Origin of the sequence: Halomonas sp. M4R1S46 (genome assembly GCF_025725685.1) — a bacterium.
GTDB lineage: Bacteria > Pseudomonadota > Gammaproteobacteria > Pseudomonadales > Halomonadaceae > Halomonas.
Window position 1 is genome coordinate 672,977 of sequence record NZ_CP107008.1, and the last position, 24,279, is coordinate 697,255.

A 24,279-nucleotide genomic window follows, 5' to 3' on the forward strand; every position below is an offset into this window, starting at 1 on the left:
GATAACCGGGTAGTTCGAGGTCATGCCGCTCGATGCCTTTCACCCCGCCGTGACGGCCTGGTTCCGGGGCGAGCTCGGAACCCCCACCGAGGTCCAGGCGCGCGCCTGGCCGGCGATCGGCGCCGGCGAGCACGTGCTGATCGCCGCGCCCACCGGCTCGGGCAAGACCCTGGCGGCCTTCCTGGCGGCCATCGATGCCCTGGTGCGCCGGGGGCTGGCGGAGGGCCTCGCCGACGAGCCGGCGGTGCTCTACGTCTCGCCGCTGCGCGCGCTGTCCAACGATATCCAGCGCAACCTGCAGCGGCCGCTGGCCGGCATCACCGAGCGGCTCGAGGCCGCCGGCCTGCCCGCCCCGGCGATCCGCGCCTGGGTGCGCACCGGCGACACCCCGCCCGGTGAACGCGAGCGGATGCGCCGGCGTCCGCCGCATATCGTGGTCACCACTCCCGAATCGCTGTATCTGCTGCTCACCTCGGACTCGGGCCGGCGCATGCTGCGCAGCGTCGCCACGGTGATCGTCGACGAGATCCATGCCGTCGCCGCCGGCAAGCGGGGCTCGCACCTGACGCTGTCGCTGGAACGCCTGGCCGGCCTGACGCCGCGACCGCCGCAGCGCATCGGTCTCTCGGCGACGCAACGGCCGGTGGCGGCCGTCGCCGACTTCCTCGCCGGCGGCGAGGCCTGTCGCATCGTCGACACCGGCCACGCCCGCGAGCGTGACTTAGGTCTCGAGGTGCCCGGCGCGCCGCTCGCCGCGGTGATGGCGAACGAGGCCTGGGAGGAGGTCTACGACCGCCTGGCGGCGCTGGCCGAGGCGCAGCGCACCACCCTGGTGTTCGCCAACACCCGGCGGGTCTGCGAGCGCGTGGCCCGCCACCTGGCGGAGCGGCTGGGGGCGGCGGCGGTGACCTCCCACCATGGCAGCCTGGCCCGCGAGCACCGCCTGGCGGCCGAGCAGCGCCTCAAGCGCGGGGAACTGCGGGTGCTGGTGGCCACCGCCTCCCTGGAGCTGGGCATCGACATCGGCGAGGTGGACCTGGTCTGCCAGCTCGGCTCGCCACGCTCCATCGCGGCCCTGCTGCAGCGGGTGGGCCGCTCCGGTCATGGCGTCGGCCGCCTGCCCCGGGGACGGCTGTTTCCGCTGACCCGTGACGATCTCCTGGAGTGCACGGCGCTGCTCGACGCCGTGGCCCGGGGGGAGCTGGACCGGCTGCGGATCCCCGCCGGGCCGCTGGACGTGCTGGCCCAGCAACTGGTGGCGGAGGTCGCCGCCGCCGGCGAGTGCGAGGAGGCGGCGCTGTACGCCCGAGTGTGCCGCGCCTGGCCGTATCGCGCCCTGTCCCGGGCGGCCTTCGACGCCGTGCTGCAGATGCTCGCCGACGGCTACACCACTCGCCGCGGGCGGCGCGGCGCCTACCTGCACCGCGACCGCGTCAACGCCCGGCTGCGCCCGCGGCGCGGTGCGCGGCTGGTGGCGCTGACCAACGGCGGTGCCATCCCCGACCAGTTCGACTACGACGTGGTGCTGCAGCCCGAGGGGCTCAAGGTCGGCACGGTCAACGAGGACTTCGCCTTCGAGAGCATGCCCGGCGACGTCTTCCAGCTCGGCAACCAGGGCTATCGCATCCTCAAGGTGGCGACCGGCCGGGTGTTCGTCGAGGACGCCAAGGGGGCGCCGCCCAGCCTCCCGTTCTGGCTCGGCGAGGCGCCGGGGCGCAGCGACGAGCTCTCCGCGGCAGTGTCGCGGCTGCGCGGCGAGGTCGACACACGCCTGGCCGAGGGCGGCGAAGACGCGGCCCGGGCCTGGCTGGCCGAGGCCCGCGGGCTGTCGCCCGCCGCCGCCGAGCAGCTCGCCGGCTATCTCGCCACCGCTCGGGCGGCGCTGGGCGCGTTGCCGACCCAGGCCCGGCTGGTGCTCGAGCGCTTCTTCGATGAGGCCGGCGACATGCACCTGGTGCTGCATTCCCCCTACGGCTCGCGGCTCAATCGCGCCTGGGGACTGGCGCTGCGCAAGCGTTTCTGCCGCAAGTTCAACGTCGAGCTGCAGGCGGCGGCCCTGGAGGACAGCATCGTGCTGTCGCTGGGCCCCACCCACAGCTTTCCCCTGGACGAGGTGTGGCACTACCTGAGCCGCGCGCGGGTGCGCGAGGTGCTGACCCAGGCGCTGCTCGACGCGCCGATGTTCGCCTTGCGCTGGCGCTGGAACACCGCCGTCGCCCTGGCCGTGCCCCGCACCCGCAACGGCCGGCGGCGCCCGCCCCAGCTGCAACGCCAGGACGCCGAGGACCTGCTCTCGGTGGTCTTCCCCGATCAGCTGGCCTGCGCCGAGAACCTCGCGGGCGCCCGCGAGATCCCCGATCATCCCCTGGTCACCCAGACCCTCGCCGACTGCCTGGAGGGGGCCATGGACCTGGCCGGGCTCGAGCGCCTGCTGGCACGCCTGGAAGGCGGCGAGATCGCCGTCGACGCCCGTGACCTGGCGCGACCCTCGCCGCTGGCCGAGGAGGTGGTCAACGCCCGGCCCTATGCCTTCCTCGACGACGGCGCCCAGGAGGAGCGACGCACCCTCAGCGTGCGCAGCGGCGGCGGGCTGGATCCGGCGGAGGCCGCGGCGACGGCCCGCTATGCACCGGCGATCGTGCAGCGGGTCCGCGAGGAGGCCTGGCCGGCGCCGCGCGATGCCGACGAGCTCCACGACGCCCTGGTCCTGTGCGGCTTCCTCACCGCCACCGAGGGCGAGGCGTGGCGGCCCTGGTTCCAGGACCTGGCCGAGGCGAGGCGCGCCACCGCGGTCGCCCTGGCCGATGGCGAGACGCTGTGGGTGGCCGCCGAGCGGCTGGCCGAGCTGCAGCGGCTGCAACCCTCGGCGTCCCCCGAGCCGCCCATCGCGGCGCTGGGTCCGGTCCCCGAGGACGACGACGCGGCCCTGGTCGAGCTGCTGCGCTCACGGCTGGAGGCGCTCGGGCCGGTCACCGCACGGGCACTGGCCGCCCCGCTGGCCGTTGCGCCGACGCGGGCGGCGACGGCGCTGGCGCGCCTGGAAGGCGAGGGGTTCGTGCTGCGGGGCGCCTTCACCGACGCCGCCGACGCGCCCCAGTGGTGCGAGCGGCGCCTGCTGGCGCGGATGCACCGCTACGCCCTGGAGCGCCGGCGCGCCGAGATCGAGCCGGTCAGCGTGCGCGACTACCTGCGCTTCCTGCTCGACTGGCATGGCCTGGGCGAGCGGCCGGAGGGACCGGAGGCCCTGGCCGCGGCGGTGGCCGGTCTGGAGGGCTTCGCGGTGGCGGCGGGGGCCTGGGAGCAGGAGGTGCTGCCGGCCCGGGTGGCGGGCTATGCACCGCACCTGCTCGACCAGCTGCTCGCCAGCGGACGCTTCGTGTGGCTGCGCCTGGCGGCGCCGCGACCGGCGGGCGCCGGTGGTCGGCGTCGCGCCGGACCGCTGCGCAACACCCCCATCGCCCTGGTGGAGCGCGGGGCCCTGGCTCCCTGGCGCCGTGCCGCCACCGCGGCGGACCCTGACGCGACGGCGCCGTCCGGTGGGGCGCAGCGGGTGCTCGATGCCCTGCACTCCGGGGGGGCGATGTTCTTCGCCGATCTGGTGGACGCCACCGGCATGCTGCGCACCCAGGTGGAGGCGGCGCTGGGCGAGCTGGTGGCCGGCGGGCTGGCGACCTCGGACACCTTCAACGGCCTGCGCGCGCTGATGGCGCCCGCCCACAAGCGACCGTCGTTCGGCACCGCGGCCGGCCGGCGCCGCCGTCGCCAGGCCCCGGGGGTGGACGCGGCGGGCCGCTGGTCCGCGCTGCCGCCGGTGGCCCGCGAGACCCCGGTCCCGGGTCGGCGCTTCACCACCGACCCGGCGCATCTCGAGCGCGTCGCCCGGGTGCTGCTGCGCCGCTACGGTGTGGTCTTCCATCGCCTGCTCGAGCGCGAGGCGGCGTTGCCGCCCTGGCGCGAGCTGCTTTACGTCTATCGGCGCCTCGAGGCGCGTGGCGAGATCCGTGGCGGTCGCTTCGTGGCGCAGTTCGCCGGCGAGCAGTTCGCGCTTCCCGAGGCGGTGGGGGCGCTGAAGGCCATGCGAGGGCGCGCGCCGGACGACACCCGCATCGCCGTCTCGGCCGCCGATCCGCTCAACCTGATCGGCATCCTCACCCCCGGAGGCCGCGTGCCGGCGGTGCCGGGCAACCGCCTGCTGTACCGCGACGGCGTGCCCGAGGCGGTGCTGAAGCACGGCGAGGTCGAGACGCTGACACCGCTGGACGAGGCCGAGCGGTGGCGGGTCGTGCAGTGGCTGCGCCGCGACGCCGGCCATCGGCCGGTGCCTTCCGGGACGCGGTGCGCCGGCGCGTCGCCCGACGCCGGGCCTTGATTCCCAGGGGCCGCGTCGGCCTCCGCCGGCCGGCTGCCGCCATCGGCGATCGGCAGCGCCCGGCGTGCCCGGGGAGCCGGTCGAGTCGGTACCGCGTCTGGGTCGATGGCGCGCCGACGCCACGCCACGTGCACCGGGCGGCAGACTGCTAACTTGGAAGGGTAACGGTGAGCGATGGGGCCATAGAGGGGGCAGGGATCATGAGCGGGCATTCTCCCGAGGAGATTCGCAACATCGCCTTGACCGGCGCGGCGGGTGGGGGCAAGACGACCCTCGCCGAGGCCCTGCTGGCGGCGGCCGGGGCCATCGGCGCCGCCGGCAGCGTGAACAAGGGCTCGACGGTCAGCGATACCGGCCTTCAGGAGCAGGCGCTGCAGCATTCCATCGCCGCCTCGGTGATGGGGCTGGCCTGGGGAGACGCCTGGATCAACCTCATCGACACCCCCGGCTACGTGGACTTCCAGGGCGCCGCCCTGTCCATCCTGCCCGCCGTGGAAACGGTGGCGGTGGTGATCGATGCCGACGGCGGCGTGGATGCCACGGCGCGGCGGATGATGCAGTGGGCCGGAGAGCGCGGCCTGTGTCGGCTGATCATCATCAACCGCATCGATGTCGCCGCGGCCCGGCTCGAGGCGCTGCTCGACGACCTCCGCGACACCTTCGGCAACGAGTGCCTGCCCCTCGACCTGCCGGCGGATGGGGCCCGCCAGGTAGTGGACTGCTTCTTTGCGCCCCAGGGGACAGCGGACTTCTCGTCGGTCGAGGCCGCCCACGAGCAGCTGGTCGACCAGGTGGTGGAGGTGGACGAGGCGCTGATGGCGCTCTACCTGGAGCAGGGCGAGGCACTCAGCCCCGAGCAGCTCCATGCCCCCTTCGAGGCGGCACTGCGCGACGCCCACCTGGTGCCGGTGTGCTTCACCTCGGCGGCCACCGGGGCCGGGATCCCCGAGCTGCTGGAGATCTTCGCCCGGCTGATGCCCAGCCCACTGGAGGGCAATCCGCCGCCCTTCCTGCGCCAGGACGAGACGGGCACCCACCCCTACCAGGCCCGCCCGGACCCCGAGGCCCACGTGCTGGCCCACGTGGTCAAGGTCGAGCACGATCCCTTCCTCGGCAAGCTGGCGGTGTTCCGCATGCACCAGGGCACCGTCTCCCGGGATACCCGGCTGCTGGCCGGGGAGGCCCGCAAGCCCTTCCGGGTCGGCCCGCTGTTTCGCCTCCAGGGATGGGAACACCTCGAGGTGGAGCGCCTCGGGCCCGGCGAGATCGGCGCCCTGGCCAAGGTCGAGGAGGCGAGTCTCGACACCGTGCTGCACGACTCCCACGACGAGGACCACATCCACCTGCGTCCGGTGGCCGTGCCGGCCCCGGTGTTCGGCCTGGCGATCCGCGCGCGACGCCACGGCGACGAGCAGCGGCTAACGGAGGCCCTGAGCCGCCTGGTCGAGGAGGATCCCGGCCTGCGGGTGGAGCAGGACGCCGCCACCCGGGAGACCGTGCTGCGCGGCCAGGGTGAGCTGCACCTGCGCATGGCCCTGGCGCGCCTGGGCGAGCGCTACCGGGTCGAGGTGGACACCCGGCCGCCCTCCATCGCCTACCGCGAGACCATCCGTGCCCCGGCCGAGGGGCATTGCCGGCACAAGAAGCAGAGCGGCGGTGCCGGCCAGTTCGGCGAGGTGTTCCTGAGCGTCGAGCCGCTGCCCCGCGGGGCCGGGTTCGAGTTCGCCGACTCCATCCGTGGCGGGGCCATCCCGTCGTCGCTGCTGCCGGCGGTGGAGAAGGGCGTGCGCCAGGCCATGGAGGAGGGCGCCATCGCCGGTTATCCGCTGCAGGACCTTCGGGTGGTGGTGCAGGATGGCAAGACCCATCCCGTGGACTCCAAGGAGATCGCCTTCGTCATCGCCGGCCGCAAGGCCTTCCTGGACGCGGTGCACAAGGCCGGCCTGCAGGTGCTGGAGCCCCTGGTCGAACTGGAGGTCGAGGGCCCGGGGACGGCGATGGGCGATCTGACCGCGGATCTCGCTGCGAGTCGTGGCCGGATCCAGGACACCCGGACCCTGGGCGACCAGGTCAGCATCCAGGCGCTGGTCCCCCTGGCGGAAGTCGCCGACTATCCCATGCGTCTCAATGCCCTGACCGGCGGCAGTGGCCGCTACACGCTGCGCTTCAGCCACTACGAGCCGGCCCCGGAGGCGGTACAGCAGGCCCTGGTCCAGGCCCATCGGGAGGCACGCCAGGAGGCCTGAGGATCGAGTGGGCCATGCCGGCGGAGTTGTGACGACACCTTCGCCATCGGCAGTCGGCGACTATCCTTAGGGAAGCGGCATCCCCCTTCCACGACACACTTCAGAGGGTGGTCCCCATGTCCATGGAGCGAGTGACGCGCTTTCTCGACGAGAACGACGTCAAGTATGTGATCCTGCAGCATTCCCCCGCCTATACCGCCCAGGAGATCGCCGAGGCGGTCCATGTGCCCGGCCGGCACTTCGCCAAGAGCGTGCTGGTCACCATCGATGGCCGCTTCGCCCTGGCGGTCCTGCCGGCCACCGACCGGGTCGACCTGCGGCGGCTGGCTCAGTCCGTCGGTGCCCAGGCCGTCGAGCTGGCGGAAGAGGCCGATTTTCGGCGCTGCTTCCCCGACGGTGAACCCGGCGCCATGCCGCCGTTCGGCAACCTGTTCGACCTGGAGGTGTTCGTCTCGCCACACCTGGCCGAGGCCGACATGATCGCCTTCAATGCCGGTAGCCACCGGGAAGTCATGCAGCTGTCCTACAGTGCCTTCGACCGCCTGGTGAAACCGGCGGAAGTGGCGATGTAGCCGCCCGTTCGCGGGCCGAGAGGTGACGCCTCATTCCGTCGGGCGCTGGGGCGTGGCCTCGCGCTGCTTGACCTGCCAGGCCTCCAGTGAGAAGGCCGGCGCCGTGGACGGCGGCAGCGGGTCACGGCCGAGAACGTGATCGGCGCCCTTCTCGCCGATCATGATGGTCGGCGCATTGATGTTGCCGTTGGTGACGCTGGGCATGATCGAGGAGTCGATCACCCGGAGCCTCTCGATGCCGTGGACCCGGCACTGCGGATCGACCACCGCCAGAGCGTCGGTGCCCATGCGGCAGGAGCCGCAGGGGTGGTAGGCGGTCTCGGCGGTTTCGGCGACCCAGGCATCGATCTCGTCGTCACTCTGCACGCCGGGGCCGGGGGAGAGCTCCTCGCCGCGGTAGGGATCGAAGGCGGGCTGAGCGAAGATCTCCCGGGTCAGGCGCAGGGCACGGCGATAGTCGTCCTTGTCTTCCTCGTCCTGCAGGTAGTTGAAGATCATCGACGGCGGGGCCTCGGGGTCGGCGGAGGTCAGGCGCACGCGCCCGCGGCTCCGGGGCTTGTTGGCGCCCAGGTGGACCTGGAAGCCATGGCCCTCGGCGGCGCTGGAGCCGTCGTAGGCGATGGCGCCGGCCAGGAAGTGGTATTGCAGGTCGGGGTAGCGCAGCCCCGCGCGGCTGCGGATGTAGCCGTTGGACTCGAACTGGTTGCTGGCGCCCAGCCCCTGCTTGAAGAAGAACCAGCGGGCGCCGATCCACAGCCGCGCCAGGGGGTTGAGCCAGCCGTTGAGGGTGATCTTCTGGGTGCAGCTCTGCTGGACCCAGACCTCCAGATGGTCGTGGAGGTTCTCGCCCACGCCGGGCAGGTCGTGGACCACCTCGATGCCGTGCTCGCGGAGGTGCTCGGCCGGCCCGATGCCGGACAGCATCAGCAGCTTGGGCGAGTTGAAGGCGCTGGCCGAGAGGATCACCTCGCGGCGGGCCCGTACCCGCACGGACTTGCCGCCCTGGCGGTACTCGACGCCCACGGCGCGCTTGCCGTCCATCAGCACCCGGGTGGTCAGGGCATGCATCTCGAGCGTCAGGTTGTCGCGCGCCAGCGCCGGCTTGAGGTAGGCGTTGGCGGTGGAACAGCGCACCCCGTCGCGCACCGTCATGTCCATGCGACAGAAGCCTTCCTGGCGATAGCCGTTGTAGTCCGCCGTCTCGCCGTAGCCGGCCTGGCGACCGGCCTCGATGAAGGCGCGATAGAGGGGGTTCGCCATGTCGTTGCCGTTGCACACCCCCAGCGGGCCGCCGGTGGCGCGGTAGTCGTCGGCGCCGTAGAGACAGTCCTCGGCGCGCTTGAAGTAGGGCAGCACCTCGGCATAGCTCCAGCCCTCGGCGCCGCGTTCGACCCACTCGTCGAAGTCGCCGGCGCAGCCGCGCACATAGGCCATGCCGTTGATCGAGGAGGAGCCGCCGATCACCTTGCCGCGGGCCTGGTGGATACGCCGCCCGCCGAGGCCGGGCTCCGGCTCGGTGTAGAGCTCCCAGTCGAAGCGTGGCTTGTTGAGCGGGATCGAGAAGGCGATGGGCATCTGGATGTAGATCGAATCGTCCTTGCCGCCGAATTCCAGCACCAGCACCCGATGCTGGCCGTCGGCGCTGAGTCGGTCGGCCAGCACCGAGCCGGCCGAGCCCGAGCCGACGATCACGTAGTCGACGACCCGGTCGAAGGTGGCAGCGTTCATCGTAGCGTTCCTCCTCGCCTGGTCGGGGTCATGTCGAGCGGCCGGTGGTCGCGGAGGACGTGTCCGGCATGATCGTCTCGCCGCCGGGCAGTTCCCGCTGGGTATGCAGGAAGAACAGGTGGCGTTCGTACTGGTCGAGGATGTCGGCGATCACCTGCTCCTTGGTGTAGCCGTAGATGTCGTAGCCCTGGCCGCCTTCGCCGATATGCACCTGCAACCGGTAGTAGTGGGTGCCGGCGCGGGTGGCGCGGATCGAGAAGGCCGGCATGGCACTGCGGTGCGGCCACACCTGGTAGGTGAAGTTCGGCTCGTCGCCGAGGTCGACGTTGAGCTCGAGGTGTTCCGCCTCGCCCTCGACGAGTTCGGCGGTGACGCCCTGCTCGCCGAGCACATCGCGGATCTCCTCCATGGCCGGCCGGACCGCCTCGCCGAGGCAGCGTTGCGCCTGTTCGTGGTTGGGGAAGTGCATGGCCCGGGACAGCCGCTGGCGCCAGTGATGGCTCACGCCCTCGCCGGGCAGGCGCCCCGAGAGGTGGCCGGCCATGCTGCCGCGCAGGCTGTCTTCCTTGAGCCCTTCCACCTTCAGTGCCTTGAACAGCCCGAGCATCATCAGGAAGAGCACGAAGGCGAAGGGCAGCCCCATGACCACCACCGTGCTCTGCAGGGCGCCGAGCCCGCCGGCCATCAGCAAGGCCAGGGTCAGCACGCCGATGATCGCCGCCCACAGGATGCGCATCCAGGAGGGGGCGTCATGGTTGGGATCGGTGAGCACCGAGGTGAGATTGGAGAGCACCAGCGAGCCGGAATCGCCGGAGGTGACGAAGAACACGATGGCCAGGATGGTGGCCACCACCGTGGTCAGCCCCACCCAGGGGAAGCTCTGCAGGAAGAGGTAGATGGACGAGCCGGGATTGTTGATGGCCTGCTCGCCGAAGTCGGCGACGCTGGCGGTGCCGGTCATCACCAGGTCGATGGCGCTGTTCCCCATGATCGACATCCAGGCCATCATGAAGGTCAGCGGCAGGATCAGGGTGCCGGCGACGAACTGGCGGATGGTGCGGCCGCGAGAGATGCGCGCCAGGAACAGCCCGACGAAGGGGCCCCAGGCGATCCACCAGGCCCAGAAGAACACCGTCCAGGCGTTGAGCCAGTCCGTTGGCGGATCGAAGGCGTAGGTGTCGAACGACAGCCTGGCGAAGTGGGCGAGGTAGTCGCCGACGTTCATCACCAGGGCGTTGAGCAGGAATATCGTCTTGCCGCTGAACAGCACGAACAGCATCAGCAGCACGGCCAGCAGCATGTTGAACTCGGACAGCCGGCGGATGCCCTTGTCGACCCCGGTGACCGCCGAGATCGCCGAGAAGACCACGATCAGCACCGCCAGCGCCGCCTGGGTGGCGGTGTTCTCCGGCAGGCCGAACATGTAGTGCAGGCCGAAGTTGAGCTGGATGATGCCGATGCCCAGGCTGGTGGCGATGCCGAACACGGTGCCCAGCACGGCGGCGATGTCCACGGTGTGGCCGATGGGCCCGTGGATGCGCCGCCCGAACAGCGGATAGAGGGCGGAGCGGATGGTCAGCGGCAGGCCGTGACGATAGCTGAAGAAGGCCAGCGACATGCCCACCAGGGTGTAGATTCCCCAGCCGGACAGCCCCCAGTGCAGGAAGGTCAGCTCCATGGCGTGGCGGGCCGCCTCGGGGGTGCCGCCCTCACCGACCGGCGGGGCCAGGAACTGGGTGACCGGCTCGGCGATGCAGAAGAACAGCAGGTCGATGCCGATGCCGGCGGAGAACAGCATGGCCGCCCAGGTGATCACGTTGAAGTCCGGGGTCGAGTGCGCCGGTCCCAGGCGCAGCTTGCCGTGGCGGGACAGGCCGATGCAGACGACGAACACCAGGTAGGCCACCACGGCGAGGAAGTAGAACCAGCCGAAGGTGTCGGAAATCCAGGCCAGCACGGTGTTGATGACGTTGCCGGCCGCCTGGGTGAAGAACATGGTCCACAGCGCGAAGGCGACGATGCCGATGGCCGAGCCGTAGAACACCACGGGGTTGATGCGGTCACGGCGCGGCTCGGTGGAGGGAACTTGGGTCTTGGCCATGCCTTGTTCCTTGAAGGCCTCATCCGCGGTCCGGTGAGGCATCGTCCATGGCCGGCTCGGGGCCGGGGGGTTGCCGCAGGCCGTGCGCGGCCTCCACGGCGCTGCGCGGGCGTGCGACGGGACTATCTGGGTATAGGAAGCTCGCGGCGCAGGCGTCAAGTGATGCCCCGTGGTGCAGCCTGCGACTTGCCACTCCGGTGAGGCTGTTGGATACTGTTTATAAATACAGCTATCAGGGGGCGCCATGTCATTGCCGAGGCCGTCTCTCGCTCGCCTGTCGGCCGTTGCCGGGCCGAGGCCCGCCGGGTCGGGCCAGCCGCTGCTGGGCTGCCGGGTGCGGGCCGGCTTTCCCAGTCCCGCCGATGACCACCTGGACGTGGAGCTCGACCTGCACGCCCATGTGGTGCGCCGCCCGGCGGCCACCTACTTCGTGCGCGCCGAGGGCGACTCGATGCTCGGCGACGGCATCCACGACGGTGACCTGCTGGTGGTGGACCGCAGCCTGGAGCCCCTGCCGGGGCGGGTGGTGATCATCGCCGTGGATGGCGAGCCCACCGTCAAGCGGCTGACCCGTCACGCCGGGCGGACCTTCCTGGAGGCCAGCAACCCGCGCTTCGCGCCGATGCCGCTGGAGGGGCGCGAGTGCCAGGTCTGGGGGGTGGTGACCCATGTGCTGCATGCCCTGCCCGGGGCGGCGCCGTGATCGCCCTGGTCGACAGCAACGACTTCTACGTCAGCTGCGAGCGGGTCTTCGACCCGCGCCTGGAAGGACGGCCGGTGGGCGTGCTCTCCAACAACGACGGCTGCGTGGTGGCCCGCTCGGCGGAGCTCAAGGCGCTGGGCGTGGCCATGGGCGCGCCGATGCACCTGCTGCCGCCGGCGATCCGTCGCCGGGCCACGCTGCTCTCCAGCAACTATGCCCTCTATGGCGACATGAGCCGGCGGGTCAACCGGGTGCTCGGCGAATTCTCCCCGGACGTGGAGCTGTACTCCATCGACGAGAGCTTCGTCGGCTTCACGGGTCTCGCGCCTGCGCGGCTCGAGTCCCAGGGGCGGCGGCTGCGCGAGACCGTGGGACGGGACACGGGGATCCCGGTCTGCGTGGGGCTGGCGCCGACCCGGGTGCTGGCCAAGGCGGCCAACCGCGTCGCCAAGACGTCGCCCGCGCTGGGCGGGGTCTGCCGTCTCGACGCCGAGGCCGCGGCGACCCGCCGGGTGCTGGAGGGGCTGCCGGTGCATGCGCTGTGGGGCGTGGCCCGGCGCAGCGCCGAGCGCCTGGCGCTGATGGACATCCATACCGCCTGGCAGCTCCGCGAGGCCGATCCCAAGCGCATTCGTCGCGCCTTCTCGGTGGTGCTCGAACGCATCGTCTGGGAGCTGCGTGGCCGGCCGGCCATCCTGCCGGACGACTTGGCCGAGCCACGCCAGCGGATCATGGTCTCACGCTCCTTCGGCCGCCTGACCGGCGACTGGCGGGATCTCCAGGAGGCGGTGCGCCAGCACGGCGCCCGGGCCGCCGAGAAGCTGCGCCATCAGGGCAGCCTGGCCCGGGCCGTGCTGGTGTTCCTGCGCAGTGACCCGCACCGGCTCGGTGACCGCCAGTACCACAACAGCGTGGTGGTGCCGCTGGCCGGGCCCAGCGACGACAGCCGCGCGCTGCTCGAGGCCGCCGGCCGGGGGCTGGCGGCGATCTTCCTCGCGGACGTGCGTTACCAGAAGTGCGGCGTGATGCTGATGGACCTGGTGGACGCCGAGTGCCACCAGCTCTCCCTGCTGGCGTTCCGGGACGAGGCCGCCCGGGGGCGCGATCGGCGCCTGATGACGGCGGTGGATCGGCTCAACCGCGAGATGGGCCGCGATACCGTGCGCTTCGGGCTGCCGCGCCAGGACACCGCCTGGGCGCTGCGCTGCGAGCGGCGCACTCCGCGCTATACCACCCGCTGGAACGAGCTGATGCGGGTCAAGGTGCGCTGAGGCGCGCCGGTCGAACGCGACAGGCGCGGGTGGACGGATGGGCGGGATCATGTCGCGATCGCCATGAGGGCACATGGAAAAACCGCCATCCGGGGCGAGCCGGATGGCGGTTTTTGCGGTGGTCTGGTGCCGGTGAGAGGAGTTGAACCCCCGACCTACGCATTACGAGTGCGTTGCTCTACCGACTGAGCTACACCGGCGTGCCGTGCATCATACGATCACCACGCCGGCCTGCCAAGCGCGCCCGGGGCCTGGCCCCGGGCGCGGGGTTCAGAAGGCGTGGTCGCGTCCCGCGGCCTTGGCCCGCTCCCGGGAGCTGGGGTTCACCGAGGCGCGGAAGGGCATCTCGCAGACCACGGCATCGACCGGTTGCCCGGGGATGTCGAGGAACTCATCGGGCAGCCAGGCCACCAGTACGGTGCCGATCGCCGCCGCGGCCACCGGCACATAGGCCATGGCGATGTTGGTACCGAGCTCCGGCGAGTACCAGGGCGAGGTGATCCAGCCGCAGGGGTCGCCATCGGCGTCGTGGCCGACCAGCCAGAAGTCCGGGGCATAGTCCTCGATGGGTCGGCCGCCGAGCTTGAGCCCCACCAGCTGGTGGGTGAAGGGCGGCTTGCCCTGGTTGACCAGCTCGCGGGTCCGCTCCAGGGCGTCGCGGCCGATGTAGTCGGCCTCCTTGGCCTTGGGCACCATATGGCCGAGGTAGCACTGGAAGGGGTTGATCTCGTGGTCCAGATCCTGGCCGTAGGAGAGGATGCCGGCGGCGATGCGGCGGTGGTGGGCCGGGGCGATCACCTTGAGGGCGTACTTCTCCCCCTTGTCGAGGATGGCGTTCCAGATGGTCTCGGCGTGCAGCGTGGAGTCGTAGGCGTAGACCTCGTAGCCCTTCTCGCCGGAGAAGCCGGTCTGGGAGATGAGCACGTCGACCCCTTCGATGGTGGCCGCCATCAGGCCGTAGTAGGGCACCTCGCGCACCCCTTCGCCGACCAGGTCGGCGATCAGGTCCTCGGACTTGGGGCCCTGGACCTGCAGCGGCGAGACATCGATCTCGTCGATGGTGACGTCGTAGCGCAGGCCGTGGTTGATGCCCTTGAACCAGTAGGCCAGGTCCGAGTCGCTGATGGTGAACCAGAACTCGTCATCCGCGACGCGCAGCATCACCGGGTCGTTGAGCACATGGCCCTGCTCGTCGCAGAGCACCACATAGCGGCCCATCATCGTCGGCACCCGGGTCACGTCGCGGGTGCAGACGTAGTTGCAGAAGGCCTCGGCGCCGGGACCCTTGACGCGGATCGGCCGCTCGACGGCGACGTTCCACAGGGTCACGTCGTTGACCAGGGCGCGGTATTCCTCCATGGCGCCGCCGTCCTCGGGTCGCACATAGGCGCGCGGGTGGTACATGCGGTTGTAGACGGTGGCCTTCCAGCAGCCGGCCTCGACCGAGAGGTGCCAGTAGGGGGACTTGCGCACGCGGTTGGAGATCAGCATCTGGATGCCGGGGTCGCCGCTCTGGCGCAGGTTGACCGGTACCAGGCGGTCGCCCTGATCGATGGACTGCTGGAAGTTCACGTTGGCTTGCTTGGACATGGCTCGGCACTCCTCGCCCGTTCATATGCCTGAGGGCGGAGTCGTGGGCGGCGAGTGAGCGGTCATGCCGAGACCGTCGCCGAGTCACCCACGACTCTGACCCGCGCGGGCGGACGCCCGGAGACGCCCGCGAGGCGACGACCGCGCCCTGGAGGTCGCCGCTACTCTCAAGGTAGGTAGGCCCTTAGGGGGCAGCGTTCCCGCGGCGACGCCGGGATTCCCCAGCACGACACGCGGCCGGCACCGGGCCTCAGCCGCGTAGCCGGGTCAGGCCCTCCTGGGCGCTGGAGGCGACGAGCCGGCCGTGCCGGTCGTAGATGCTGCCCCGGCTGAGGGCCCGGGCGCCGCCGGCCCAGGGGCTGTCCATGTCGTAGAGCAGCCAGTCGTTGACCTTGACGTCGTGGTGGAACCAAAGGGCGTGATCGAGGCTGGCGATCTGCAGCGAGGGGTCGCCGAAGCGGATGCCGTGGGGCACCAGGGCGGTGGTCAGCAGGTTGAAGTCGGAGCTGTAGGCGAGCAGGTAGCGGTGCAGCGCCGGATCGTCGGGCAGCTTGCCGGCCAGCCGGAACCACAGCCGCTTGCGCGCCGGCTGGCCGGCCTCGGCCGCGTCGTCCAGGGGCAGGAACTCGATGGGGTGGCCCGGGAAGCGGGTCACCCGGCCGGCCTCCGGGTCCACGTGCTCGGGGGGTGTCACCTCGGGCATCCGCGGCTGGTGGGCGAGGCTCGTCTCCTCGCCGTGGAAGGAGGCGCTGCAGAAGAAGATCGGTCGGCCCTTCTGGATGGCGGTGACCCGACGGGTGGTGAAGCTGGCGCCGTCGCGCACGGCATCGACCTGGTAGACCACCGGGCGGCTGGCGTCGCCGGGACGCAGGAAGTAGCCGTGCAGGGAGTGCACCCGCCGCGAGGCGTCCACGGTGTGGGTCGCGGCGGAGAGGGCCTGGCCCAGCACCTGGCCGCCGAACAGCTGGGGCAGGCCGAGGTCCTGGCTGCGACCACGGAACAGGTTCTCCTCCAGGGGTTCGAGACCGAGCAGGTCCACCAGGGCGTTCAGGGCGTCGGGCATTCCGGGTATCCTCCAGGGGCCATGACACCGGGGCGAGGCCGCGGCGTCATACGTACGTTTCATGTCCATCAGTCTACTGGAGTCCAAGGCGATGCGCAGCGACGAGTACTACATGCACCGGGCCCTGGAGCAGGCACGCCTGGCCGAGGAGGCCGGGGAGGTGCCGGTGGGGGCGGTGGTGGTGGACGCCGACGGGAGCATCGTGGGCGCGGGGTACAACGCCCCGGTGTCCGGCCATGACCCCAGCGCCCATGCCGAGGTCTGCGCGCTGCGCGATGCCGGGGCCCGTCTCGGCAACTACCGCCTCGACGGCTGCACGCTCTTCGTGACCCTGGAACCCTGCCTGATGTGCACCGGGGCGATCATCCACGCCCGCCTGGCCCGGGTCGTCTACGGGGCCGCCGAGCCCCGCAGCGGCATGGTCGAGTCGAAGGCCAATCTCTTCGCCCAGCCCTGGTACAACCATCGGGTCGAGGTGGTCGGCGGGGTGCTGGCCGGCCGGGTGGCCCGTCAGCTCAAGGGCTTCTTCGCCGCGCGACGTGACGGCGGGGCCGCCGGCGCGGGGGACGGCTGATGGCGGCCGGTCATGCGGGAGGCGAGCCCCCGCCGGCTCAACTGCTCGGGGGCACCAGATCGAAGAGGCCGCTCTCGGCCGCTTCGGGGAGCCGGGCATTGAGCTGGTGGAACTGCTGCTGGCTGCGGTCCACGTAGGCGAGGATCTCGTAATAGCGGCGGATGTTGCGGACATAGATGACCGGTTCGCCGCCCCGCGCATAGCCGTGGCGCGTCTTGCTGAACCATTCGCGCTCCTGAAGCAGCGGCAGGGCGTCGCGCACGTCCGCCCAGGCGTCGGGATCGCCGCCGCGCCGCTCGGCGAGGCGGCGGGCATCGTAGAGGTGGCCGAGGCCGACGTTGTAGGCGGCCAGCGCCATGAACAGCCGGTCCTCGCCGGTGATCGACTCGGGCAGGCGGTCCTTCAGTTCGCGAAGGTAGCGCGCCCCGCCGTCGATGCTCTGGGCCGGGTCGAGCCGGTCGTCGACGTCCATCTCCGCGGCGGTGGCGTTGGTCAGCATCATCAGGCCGCGCACGCCGGTCGGTGAGGTGGCGCGGGGGCGCCAGTGGGATTCCTGGTAGCCCACCGCGGCGAGCAGCTTCCAGTCGAAGCCGGAGCCCCGCGCCGCCTCGCGGAACAGCTCGGTGTAGTCCGGCAGGCGGGCGTGGACATGGCCGATGAAGGTGCGGGCGCCGACGTACTCCAGGTAGTTGTCGCGGCCGAAGTAGCGGGTCTCGAGGCGCTCGAGCAGGCCGCTGCCCTGGAGCTGGTCGAGGAAGCGGTTGGCCTCGCGGACCAGCCCGAGCCCCTGCCCGGCGGGAAAGGCCCAGGCCAGGGAGAGCGGCTTGCCGAGCCGGAAGCCGTCCTCCACCTCGGGAAAGAACAGGCGGTTGAGGCGGAACTGGTGCTCGAAGACCACGGCGGCGTCCAGGCGGCCGTTGGCCACCTGGCCCAGCAGTGCCGCCACTTCCATGTCGTCGGACTCCTTCCAGCTCAGCTGCGGGTATTCGGCCTGCAGCTCACGCATCACCCGGTCGGTCCCGGTGTCGCTGAGGGTGCCGATCTCCAGTCCCGCCAGGTCGTCGATGCCCTGCGGCGGCGGCAGCCCGCGGCGATAGACCAGCAGCGGCTGCAGCGGCATGATCGGCCGGCTGAACAGCAGACCCGGTTGGGTCGGGTCCAGGGGCAGGGCGGCGGCACCCAGATCCCCCTCCTCGCGGACCGCCTCCAGGACGCCGGCGATGTTGTGGTCGGCGTCGAGGGTCAGGCTGACGCCCAGGTGGTCGGCGAAGCGGCGCATCAGCTCGTACTCGAAGCCGGTGGGGCCCTCGCGCCCCTCGTAGTAGGTGGTGGGGGTGTTGCGGGTCTGGATGCTGAGGAAGTCCCGCTCGCGCACGGCCTCCAGGTGCGGCCCCGGCGAGCGGTCCGGCGGGTCGGAAACCAGGCCGAGCAGCAGCAGGGCGCACAGGGTCAGGTAGCCTCGCCGGTGGCGGCGGAGGTGGGCGAACAGGGGTGCGGGCATGGGCGCGATGGGCAGCGACGGAAGGCTCCACCTTACCCAGCCGCCGGTCGGCTGTCATCCATGCCGATTTCTCGCGACCGGTGCTTTCCAGTATCATGTGCGCTCGTTGCCGCCGGCCGCGGCCCCGTCATTCCGCTTGTTTCAGAGGCCCCAGGATATGCTCGAACTGCGTGGTGCGCCCGCCTTATCCGCTTTCCGTCATGCCAAGCTGCTGGCCGCCCTGCGTGCCGCCGTTCCCGAGGTCGAGGCACTCACCGCCGACTATCTGCACTTCGTCGATCATGAGGGCGACCTGGCCGGCGAGGACCGGCGCCTGCTCGAGCGGCTGCTGGACTATGGCCCGAGCCGGGACGAGGACGCCGCTGCCGGCGAGGGCCGGCTGTTCCTGGTGGTACCGCGCATCGGCACCCAGTCGCCCTGGTCCTCCAAGGCCACCGATATCGCGCACAACTGCGGCCTGACACGGATCCAGCGCCTGGAGCGGGGCATCGCCTACCGGGTGAGCTTCGCCGGCACCCTCTCCGAGGAGGCCTTCGAGACCGTCACCGCGCTGCTCCACGACCGCATGACCGAGACGGTGCTGTTCGACGCCTCGGATGCCGCCCGGCTGTTCGCCCATCATGAGCCGGCGCCGCTCGGCCAGGTGGATATCCTCGCCGGCGGTCGCGCCGCCCTGGCGACCGCCAACGTCGAGCTGGGCCTGGCGCTTGCCGAGGATGAGATCGACTACCTGTGCGAGGCCTTCCAGGGGCTCGAGCGCAATCCCTCGGATGTCGAGCTGATGATGTTCGCCCAGGCCAACTCCGAGCACTGCCGCCACAAGATCTTCAACGCCGACTGGGTGGTGGACGGCGAGGCCCAGCCGCGCTCGCTGTTCAAGATGATCAAGAACACCTATGAGGCCTCGCCGGACGACATCCTCTCCGCCTACAGCGACAACGCTGCGGTGATCCGCGGCAGCCAGGCCGGGCGCTTCTTCGCCGCGCCGCTGACCGGTGCCGCCGCCGAGCGTGCCGTCTACGCCGCCCATCAGGAGCCGGTGAACATCCTGATGAAGGTGGAGACCCACAACCACCCCACGGCCATCGCCCCGCATCCGGGGGCGGCCACCGGGGCCGGCGGCGAGATCCGCGACGAGGGCGCCACCGGCATCGGCGGCAAGCCCAAGGCGGGCCTGACCGGCTTCACCGTCTCCAACCTGCGCATCCCCGAATTCGTCCAGCCCTGGGAAGCCTTCGACTACGGCAAGCCCGAGCGCATCGTCAGCGCCCTGGACATCATGCTGGAGGGGCCCATCGGCGGCGCCGCCTTCAACAACGAGTTCGGTCGTCCCAACCTGGCCGGTTACTTCCGCAGCTACGAGCAGGAGGCCCTGGGCGGTGAGGGCATCGAGCGTCGCGGCTACCACAAGCCGATCATGCTGGCCGGCGGCTACGGCAACATCCGCGAGGAGCACGTCGAGAAGGGCGAGATTCCCGTCGGCGGCAAGCTGATCGTGATGGGCGGCCCGGCCATGCTGATCGGCCTGGGCGGCGGGGCGGCCTCCTCCATGGCCTCCGGCACGTCCAGCGCCGACCTCGACTTCGCCTCGGTGCAGCGCGACAACCCCGAGATCGAGCGCCGTGTCCAGGAGGTCATCGACCGCTGCTGGGCACTGGGCGGCGACAACCCGATCCGCTTCATCCACGACGTGGGTGCCGGCGGCCTCTCCAACGCCCTGCCGGAGCTGGTCAAGGACGGCGGGCGGGGCGGTCGCTTCGAGCTGCGCGAGGTGCCCAACGCCGAGCCGGGCATGAGCCCGCTGGAGATCTGGTGCAACGAGGCCCAGGAGCGCTACGTGCTGGCCGTGGCCCCGGAGGACCTGGCGACGTTCGATGCCTTCTGCCGGCGCGAGCGCTGCCCCTACGCGGTGGTCGGCGAGGCCATCGAGGCTCACCATCTGGAGGTCCGCGACGGCCACTTCTCGACCAAGCCGGTGGACCTGCCGATGAGCGTGCTGTTCGGCAAGCCGCCGAAGATGCAGCGCGAGTTCACCCGCGAGCGCCGCGAGATGCCCGGCGTGATGCTCGACAACCTGGACCTGCGCGAGGCCATGGACCGGGTGCTGCGCCTGCCCACCGTGGCCTCCAAGAACTTCCTGATCACCATCGGCGACCGCTCCATCACCGGCCAGGTGGCTCGCGACCAGATGGTCGGCCCCTGGCAGGTGCCGGTGGCCGACGTGGCCGTGACCACGGCGACCTTCGATACTCATGCCGGCGAGGCCATGGCCATGGGCGAGCGCCCGCCGGTGGCGCTGATCGATCCGGCGGCCAGCGCCAGGCTGGCGGTGGCCGAGACCATCACCAACCTGGCCGCCGCGCCGATCGCCAGGCTCGGCGACATCAAGCTCTCCGCCAACTGGATGAGCGCGGCCAGCCATCCCGGCGAGAACCAGGCGCTGTATGACGCCGTGCATGCCGTGGGCATGGAGCTGTGCCCGGCACTGGGCATCGCGGTGCCGGTGGGGAAGGACTCCATGTCCATGCGCACCGCCTGGGAGGAAGAGAACGACAGGGGGGAGCGCGAGGAGAAGAGCGTCACCGCGCCGCTATCGCTGGTGACCACCGGCTTCGCCCCGGTCACCGATGCCATGCGCACCCTGACCCCGCAGATCAACCTGGAGCAGGACGAGTCCGACCTGATCCTGATCGACCTGGGCGGCGGCCGCAATCGCCTCGGCGGCTCGGCGCTGGCCCAGGTGTATGGCCAGGTGGGCGACGCCTGCCCGGACCTGGATGACCCGGAGGACCTCAAGGCCTTCTTCTCGGTGATCCAGGGCCTCAATGCCGACGGCAAGCTGCTGGCCTACCACGACCGCAGCGACGGCGGTCTGCTGGTCACCCTGCTGGAGATGGCCTTCGCCGCCCATGCCGGCCTCGAGGTCAAGCTCGACTGGCTGATCGACGAGCCCATCGAGGCCTTCAACGCCCTGTTCGCCGAGGAATTGGGGGCGGTCATCCAGGTCTCGCGGCAGTACACCGAGGAGGTGCTGGCGCAGTTCGCCGCGGCGGGCCTCGAGACCTGCGGCGTGATCGCCCGGCCGCGCTACGACGACCAGGTGCGGGTGACCCTGTTCGAGGAGCCGCTGCTCGAGACCACCCGCCTGCTGGCCCAGCGCACCTGGACGGAGACCAGCTACCGCATGCAGGCGCTGCGCGACAACGCCGACTGCGCCAAGAGCGAGTTCGACGGCCTGCTCGACGGCCGCGACCCCGGCCTCTCGGCGGTACCGACCTTCGACGTCGACGAGGACATCGCCGCGCCCTTCATCAACACCGCCAAGCCGGCGGTGGCGGTGCTGCGCGAGCAGGGCGTCAACGGCCACCTGGAGATGGCCTGGGCCTTCGACCATGCCGGCTTCGAGGCGGTGGACGTGCACATGAGCGACATCCTCGAGGGGCGGGTGTCCCTGGAGGACTTCCAGGGCCTGGTGGCCTGCGGCGGCTTCTCCTACGGCGACGTCCTGGGCGCCGGCGGTGGCTGGGCCAAGTCGGTGCTGTTCAATGCGCGTGCCCGGGAGCAGTTCGCCGGCTTCTTCACCCGCGACGACAGCTTCTCCCTGGGGGTCTGCAACGGCTGCCAGATGCTCGCCCAGCTCAAGGAGCTGATCCCCGGTGCCGAGGACTGGCCGCGCTTCGTGCGCAACGAGTCGGAGCAGTTCGAGGCCCGGGTGGCTATGGTACGGGTGGAGGAGAGCCCGTCGATCCTGCTCGCCGGCATGGAGGGCTCGCGGCTGCCGATCGCCGTGGCCCATGGGGAGGGACGCGCCGAGTTCCGCGACAGCGCCCACCTGCGCGGCATGCAGGGCTCAAGCCAGGTGGCGCTGCGTTACGTGGACAACTATGGCCAGGTCACCACCCGCTATCCGGCCAATCCCAACGGCTCGCCGTCGGGAATCACCGGCCTGACCACCCCGGACGGCCGGGTGACCATCATGATGCCGCACCCGGAGCGCGTGGTGCGGGCGGTGACCAACTCCTGGCGGCCTGCCGACTGGACCCGCGACGGGGCCTGGATGCGTCTGTTCCGCAACGCCCGGCGCTGGCTGGGCTGATTCTCCGCGCCTGCCGACACGCCGACGCCCGGGCCATGGCCCGGGCGTCGGCGTGTCGGGGGTCAGGTGGCGCCGTTCTCCGAGGGGTTGTCGACCGCCTTCAGTTGGGCCTCCAGATCGTCGAGGAGGTGGCGGAACTGGGCCTGGAAGTAGTCGTGACGACCGAAGTCGTGACCGCAGCCATCGCAATAGACGTGATACTGATCATGGCGCCCCGGCGGGAACCGCTTCACTCGGCTGCCGCACTTGGGGCATTCGGGGCGGGTCTTCGCTTTCATATGCGCCTCTCCTGTCTCGACGATGGGCGATCCAGTCGCCCGGACATACTCCTAGGTATCATGGCTGGCCGCGCTTTGGTCAAGTGACGGCCGTTGAATGCCAGTTTCTGGAAAACCCTTCCATCAAGGCTTGCGCTGTCCCGGTGTGCGGTCTATGAGAGCGTCTCGGGCGTCGGCATGGGGTCCGGAAGCCCGTGACGGCGTGTGAGACGGATGCATGAAGGGCTGAGCCTGCTGGACCAGGCGGCAGCGCCCCTGACGCGGCCGGCCGCGGCCGGTAAGATGGCGCCACCGTCGCTGAGAGGCCCGTCATGACCGAATCCGCACCGCCCAGCCTGCGCCCCTACCAGCGCCAGGCGGTGACCCGCGTGGTCGAGCACTTCCGCATCACCGACGACCCCGCGGTGGTGGTACTGCCCACCGGCAGCGGCAAGTCGCTGGTGATCGCCGAGCTGGCGCGCCTGGCGCGTGGCCGGGTGCTGGTGCTGGCCCATGTGCGTGAGCTGGTCGAGCAGAATCATGCCAAGTACCTGGCCTACGGGCTCGAGGCGGACATCTTCAGTGCCGGCCTGGGCCGCAAGGAGGCCGGGCGGCAGGTGGTGTTCGGCTCGGTGCAGTCGGTGGTGCGCAACCTGGCGGCCTTCGAGTCCCCGGCGAACGGGGCGGGGGCCTTTACCCTGCTGGTGATCGACGAGTGTCATCGGGTCTCGCTGGACGAGGACTCCAGCTACCGTCGGGTCATCGCCCACCTGCGCGAGCGCAACCCGCGGCTCAAGGTGCTGGGCCTGACCGCCACGCCCTATCGCCTGGGGCAGGGCTTCCTCTATCACCGCCATTACCACGGCATGGTGCGTGGCGCCGAGGACTGCTTCTTCCGCGACTGCGTCTTCGAGCAGCCGCTGCGGCTGATGGTCAAGCAGGGCTATCTCGCCGCCCCCCGCCTGGTAGACGCCGCCGTGGAACGCTACGACTTCTCGGCGCTCGCGCCGGGCAGCGGCGGCCTGTTCCAGGAGGCGGAGCTGAACCGGGTGGCGGCCGGCCATCGCGCGACGCCGGCGATCATCGAGGAGGTGGTCGCCCATGGCGCCGAGCGGGCCGGGGTGATGCTGTTCGCCGCCACCGTGGCCCATGCCGAGGAGGTCCTCGGCTACCTGCCGGCCGGCGAGGCGGCGCTGATCACCGGCGCCACGCCTACCGCCGAGCGCGAGGCGATCATCGCCGCCTTCAAGGCCCGCGAACTCAAGTACCTGGTCAACGTGGCGGTGCTCACCACCGGCTTCGATGCGCCCCATGTCGACCTGATCGCCATCCTGCGGCCCACCGAGTCGGTGGGGCTCTACCAGCAGATCGTCGGTCGCGGCCTGCGCCTCGCCCCCGGCAAGGTCGATTGCCTGATCCTCGACTATGCCGGCAACCCCTGGGATCTCTATGCCCCCGAGGTGGGCAGCCCCAGGCCCGCGGCGGACACCGAGCCGGTGCAGGTCGAGTGCCCCCAGTGCGGCCATGCCAACCTCTTCTGGGGGCGGCGCGACGGCGAGCTGGTCATCGAGCACTTCGGGCGTCGCTGCCAGGGACTCGTTGACGGTGCATCGAGTGCCCTGCCCGAGCACGAGCAACGCGGCGCGGCTTCGGGCGCCTGCAAGAAGCGCCAGTGCGACTTTCGCTATCGCTTCAAGGTCTGCGATCAGTGCGGCGCCGAGAACGACACCGCCGCGCGGCGCTGCCACGGCTGCGAGGCGCTGCTGGTGGATGCCGACGACAAGCTGCGCGAGGCGCTCAAGCTGCGCGACGCCCGGGTGCTGCGCGTCTCGGGCATGGCGCTTGCGGCCACGGTCAACGGCCGCGGCCTGCCACGGCTCAAGGTCGTCTACCATGACGAGGACGGCGCCACCCTCAGCGAGTGGTTCGCCCTGGAGACCCCGGCCCAGCGCGGCGCCTTCGCCGCGGTCTTCCTGCGCGATCACCTGCGGGCGCCGGGCAGCCGCTGGTCGCCCACCAGCCCCGAGGAGGTCATCCGCGAACAGCGCCGGCTGCGGGCGCCGGACTTCGTGATCGGCCGCAAGGTCGGTCGGCACTGGCAAGTGCGGCGCAAGCTCTTCGACTACACCGGGCGCCATCGGCTCGCCGCCGAGGCCGGGTGAGTCGCGGCTTACCCTGGGGCGCGCCCCTTGGTAGACTGTGCGGTCG

General features: G+C 71.0%; 14 protein-coding genes and 1 tRNA gene. 8 read left to right on the forward strand and 7 right to left on the reverse strand.

From position 1 onward, the window contains the following. Positions 1–22 precede the first annotated feature (22 nt). The 3 genes from OCT48_RS03170 (at position 23) to OCT48_RS03180 (ending at position 7,187) form a co-directional block, all read left to right on the forward strand. Positions 23–4,369 (forward strand): DEAD/DEAH box helicase, encoded by a 4,347-nt coding sequence (locus OCT48_RS03170; RefSeq protein ID WP_263591301.1) that lies wholly within the window; start codon positions 23–25, stop codon positions 4,367–4,369. A gap of 200 nt (positions 4,370–4,569) precedes the next feature. Next, entirely contained in the window at positions 4,570–6,615 is a 2,046-nt protein-coding gene (fusA, locus tag OCT48_RS03175; RefSeq protein ID WP_263591302.1) for an elongation factor G, read from the forward strand. Between the two features lie 116 nt (positions 6,616–6,731). Further along, complete coding sequence (locus tag OCT48_RS03180) at positions 6,732–7,187, forward strand: aminoacyl-tRNA deacylase (protein ID WP_263591303.1); 456 nt, start codon at positions 6,732–6,734, stop codon at positions 7,185–7,187. Between the two features lie 30 nt (positions 7,188–7,217). Here the strand turns inward: OCT48_RS03180 and betA are convergent, their stop codons facing one another. Further along, on the reverse strand, positions 7,218–8,915 hold the full coding sequence (gene betA, locus OCT48_RS03185) for a choline dehydrogenase (RefSeq protein WP_263591304.1): 1,698 nt from the start codon (positions 8,913–8,915) through the stop codon (positions 7,218–7,220). A gap of 28 nt (positions 8,916–8,943) precedes the next feature. Then, positions 8,944–11,016 carry a choline BCCT transporter BetT gene (gene betT / locus OCT48_RS03190; protein WP_263591305.1) on the reverse strand — a complete coding sequence of 691 codons (2,073 nt, stop codon included), beginning with the start codon at positions 11,014–11,016 and terminating at the stop codon, positions 8,944–8,946. A gap of 244 nt (positions 11,017–11,260) precedes the next feature. Here betT and OCT48_RS03195 point away from each other — a divergent pair, with 244 nt between their 5' ends. After that, on the forward strand, positions 11,261–11,719 hold the full coding sequence (locus OCT48_RS03195) for a LexA family protein (RefSeq protein ID WP_263591306.1): 459 nt from the start codon (positions 11,261–11,263) through the stop codon (positions 11,717–11,719). Continuing rightward, a complete protein-coding gene (locus OCT48_RS03200; RefSeq protein ID WP_263591307.1) occupies positions 11,716–12,990 on the forward strand; it encodes a Y-family DNA polymerase in 1,275 nt (424 codons plus the stop codon). The genes OCT48_RS03195 and OCT48_RS03200 overlap by 4 nt, the downstream gene beginning before the upstream one ends. Positions 12,991–13,114: 124 nt before the next feature. Here OCT48_RS03200 and OCT48_RS03205 read toward each other — a convergent pair. From OCT48_RS03205 to OCT48_RS03215, 3 genes are all read right to left on the reverse strand, one after another. After that, positions 13,115–13,190 (reverse strand) — tRNA-Thr (locus OCT48_RS03205). 70 nt (positions 13,191–13,260) lie between these two features. Beyond that, positions 13,261–14,580 (reverse strand): glycine cleavage T C-terminal barrel domain-containing protein, encoded by a 1,320-nt coding sequence (locus OCT48_RS03210; RefSeq protein WP_263591308.1) that lies wholly within the window; start codon positions 14,578–14,580, stop codon positions 13,261–13,263. Between the two features lie 250 nt (positions 14,581–14,830). Then, positions 14,831–15,643 (reverse strand): acyl-CoA thioesterase, encoded by an 813-nt coding sequence (locus OCT48_RS03215; RefSeq protein ID WP_263591309.1) that lies wholly within the window; start codon positions 15,641–15,643, stop codon positions 14,831–14,833. A 91-nt stretch (positions 15,644–15,734) separates the two neighbouring features. On the opposite strand from OCT48_RS03215, the gene tadA reads away from it, so the two are divergent. Then, the gene (gene tadA, locus OCT48_RS03220; protein ID WP_263592568.1) at positions 15,735–16,217 is read left to right on the forward strand and encodes a tRNA adenosine(34) deaminase TadA; all 483 of its coding nucleotides are present in this window, start codon (positions 15,735–15,737) and stop codon (positions 16,215–16,217) included. Between the two features lie 37 nt (positions 16,218–16,254). Here the strand turns inward: tadA and mltF are convergent, their stop codons facing one another. Continuing rightward, a complete protein-coding gene (gene mltF, locus OCT48_RS03225; RefSeq protein ID WP_263591310.1) occupies positions 16,255–17,718 on the reverse strand; it encodes a membrane-bound lytic murein transglycosylase MltF in 1,464 nt (487 codons plus the stop codon). Between the two features lie 157 nt (positions 17,719–17,875). Here mltF and purL point away from each other — a divergent pair, with 157 nt between their 5' ends. Next, positions 17,876–21,814: a phosphoribosylformylglycinamidine synthase gene (gene purL / locus OCT48_RS03230; protein ID WP_263591311.1), complete on the forward strand. Its 3,939-nt coding sequence runs from the start codon at positions 17,876–17,878 to the stop codon at positions 21,812–21,814. Between the two features lie 62 nt (positions 21,815–21,876). On the opposite strand, the gene OCT48_RS03235 is transcribed toward purL, so the two are convergent. Further along, the gene (locus OCT48_RS03235; RefSeq protein ID WP_263591312.1) at positions 21,877–22,092 is read right to left on the reverse strand and encodes a transposase; all 216 of its coding nucleotides are present in this window, start codon (positions 22,090–22,092) and stop codon (positions 21,877–21,879) included. 311 nt (positions 22,093–22,403) lie between these two features. Here OCT48_RS03235 and OCT48_RS03240 point away from each other — a divergent pair, with 311 nt between their 5' ends. Further along, entirely contained in the window at positions 22,404–24,233 is a 1,830-nt protein-coding gene (locus OCT48_RS03240) for a DEAD/DEAH box helicase (RefSeq protein ID WP_263591313.1), read from the forward strand. Positions 24,234–24,279: the final 46 nt, after the last annotated feature.

Bases quoted from the DNA above. Each gene is read 5' to 3' on its own strand.
- mltF (WP_263591310.1), bottom strand. From the start codon at position 17,718: ATGCCCGCACCCCTGTTCGCCCACCTCCGCCGCCACCGGCGAGGCTAC.
- OCT48_RS03170 (WP_263591301.1), top strand. From the start codon at position 23: ATGCCGCTCGATGCCTTTCACCCCGCCGTGACGGCCTGGTTCCGGGGC.
- betA (WP_263591304.1), bottom strand. From the start codon at position 8,915: ATGAACGCTGCCACCTTCGACCGGGTCGTCGACTACGTGATCGTCGGC.
- OCT48_RS03180 (WP_263591303.1), top strand. From the start codon at position 6,732: ATGTCCATGGAGCGAGTGACGCGCTTTCTCGACGAGAACGACGTCAAG.
- OCT48_RS03195 (WP_263591306.1), top strand. From the start codon at position 11,261: ATGTCATTGCCGAGGCCGTCTCTCGCTCGCCTGTCGGCCGTTGCCGGG.
- OCT48_RS03210 (WP_263591308.1), bottom strand. From the start codon at position 14,580: ATGTCCAAGCAAGCCAACGTGAACTTCCAGCAGTCCATCGATCAGGGC.
- OCT48_RS03235 (WP_263591312.1), bottom strand. From the start codon at position 22,092: ATGAAAGCGAAGACCCGCCCCGAATGCCCCAAGTGCGGCAGCCGAGTG.
- OCT48_RS03240 (WP_263591313.1), top strand. From the start codon at position 22,404: ATGACCGAATCCGCACCGCCCAGCCTGCGCCCCTACCAGCGCCAGGCG.
- betT (WP_263591305.1), bottom strand. From the start codon at position 11,016: ATGGCCAAGACCCAAGTTCCCTCCACCGAGCCGCGCCGTGACCGCATC.
- purL (WP_263591311.1), top strand. From the start codon at position 17,876: ATGCTCGAACTGCGTGGTGCGCCCGCCTTATCCGCTTTCCGTCATGCC.
- fusA (WP_263591302.1), top strand. From the start codon at position 4,570: ATGAGCGGGCATTCTCCCGAGGAGATTCGCAACATCGCCTTGACCGGC.
- tadA (WP_263592568.1), top strand. From the start codon at position 15,735: ATGCGCAGCGACGAGTACTACATGCACCGGGCCCTGGAGCAGGCACGC.
- OCT48_RS03215 (WP_263591309.1), bottom strand. From the start codon at position 15,643: ATGCCCGACGCCCTGAACGCCCTGGTGGACCTGCTCGGTCTCGAACCC.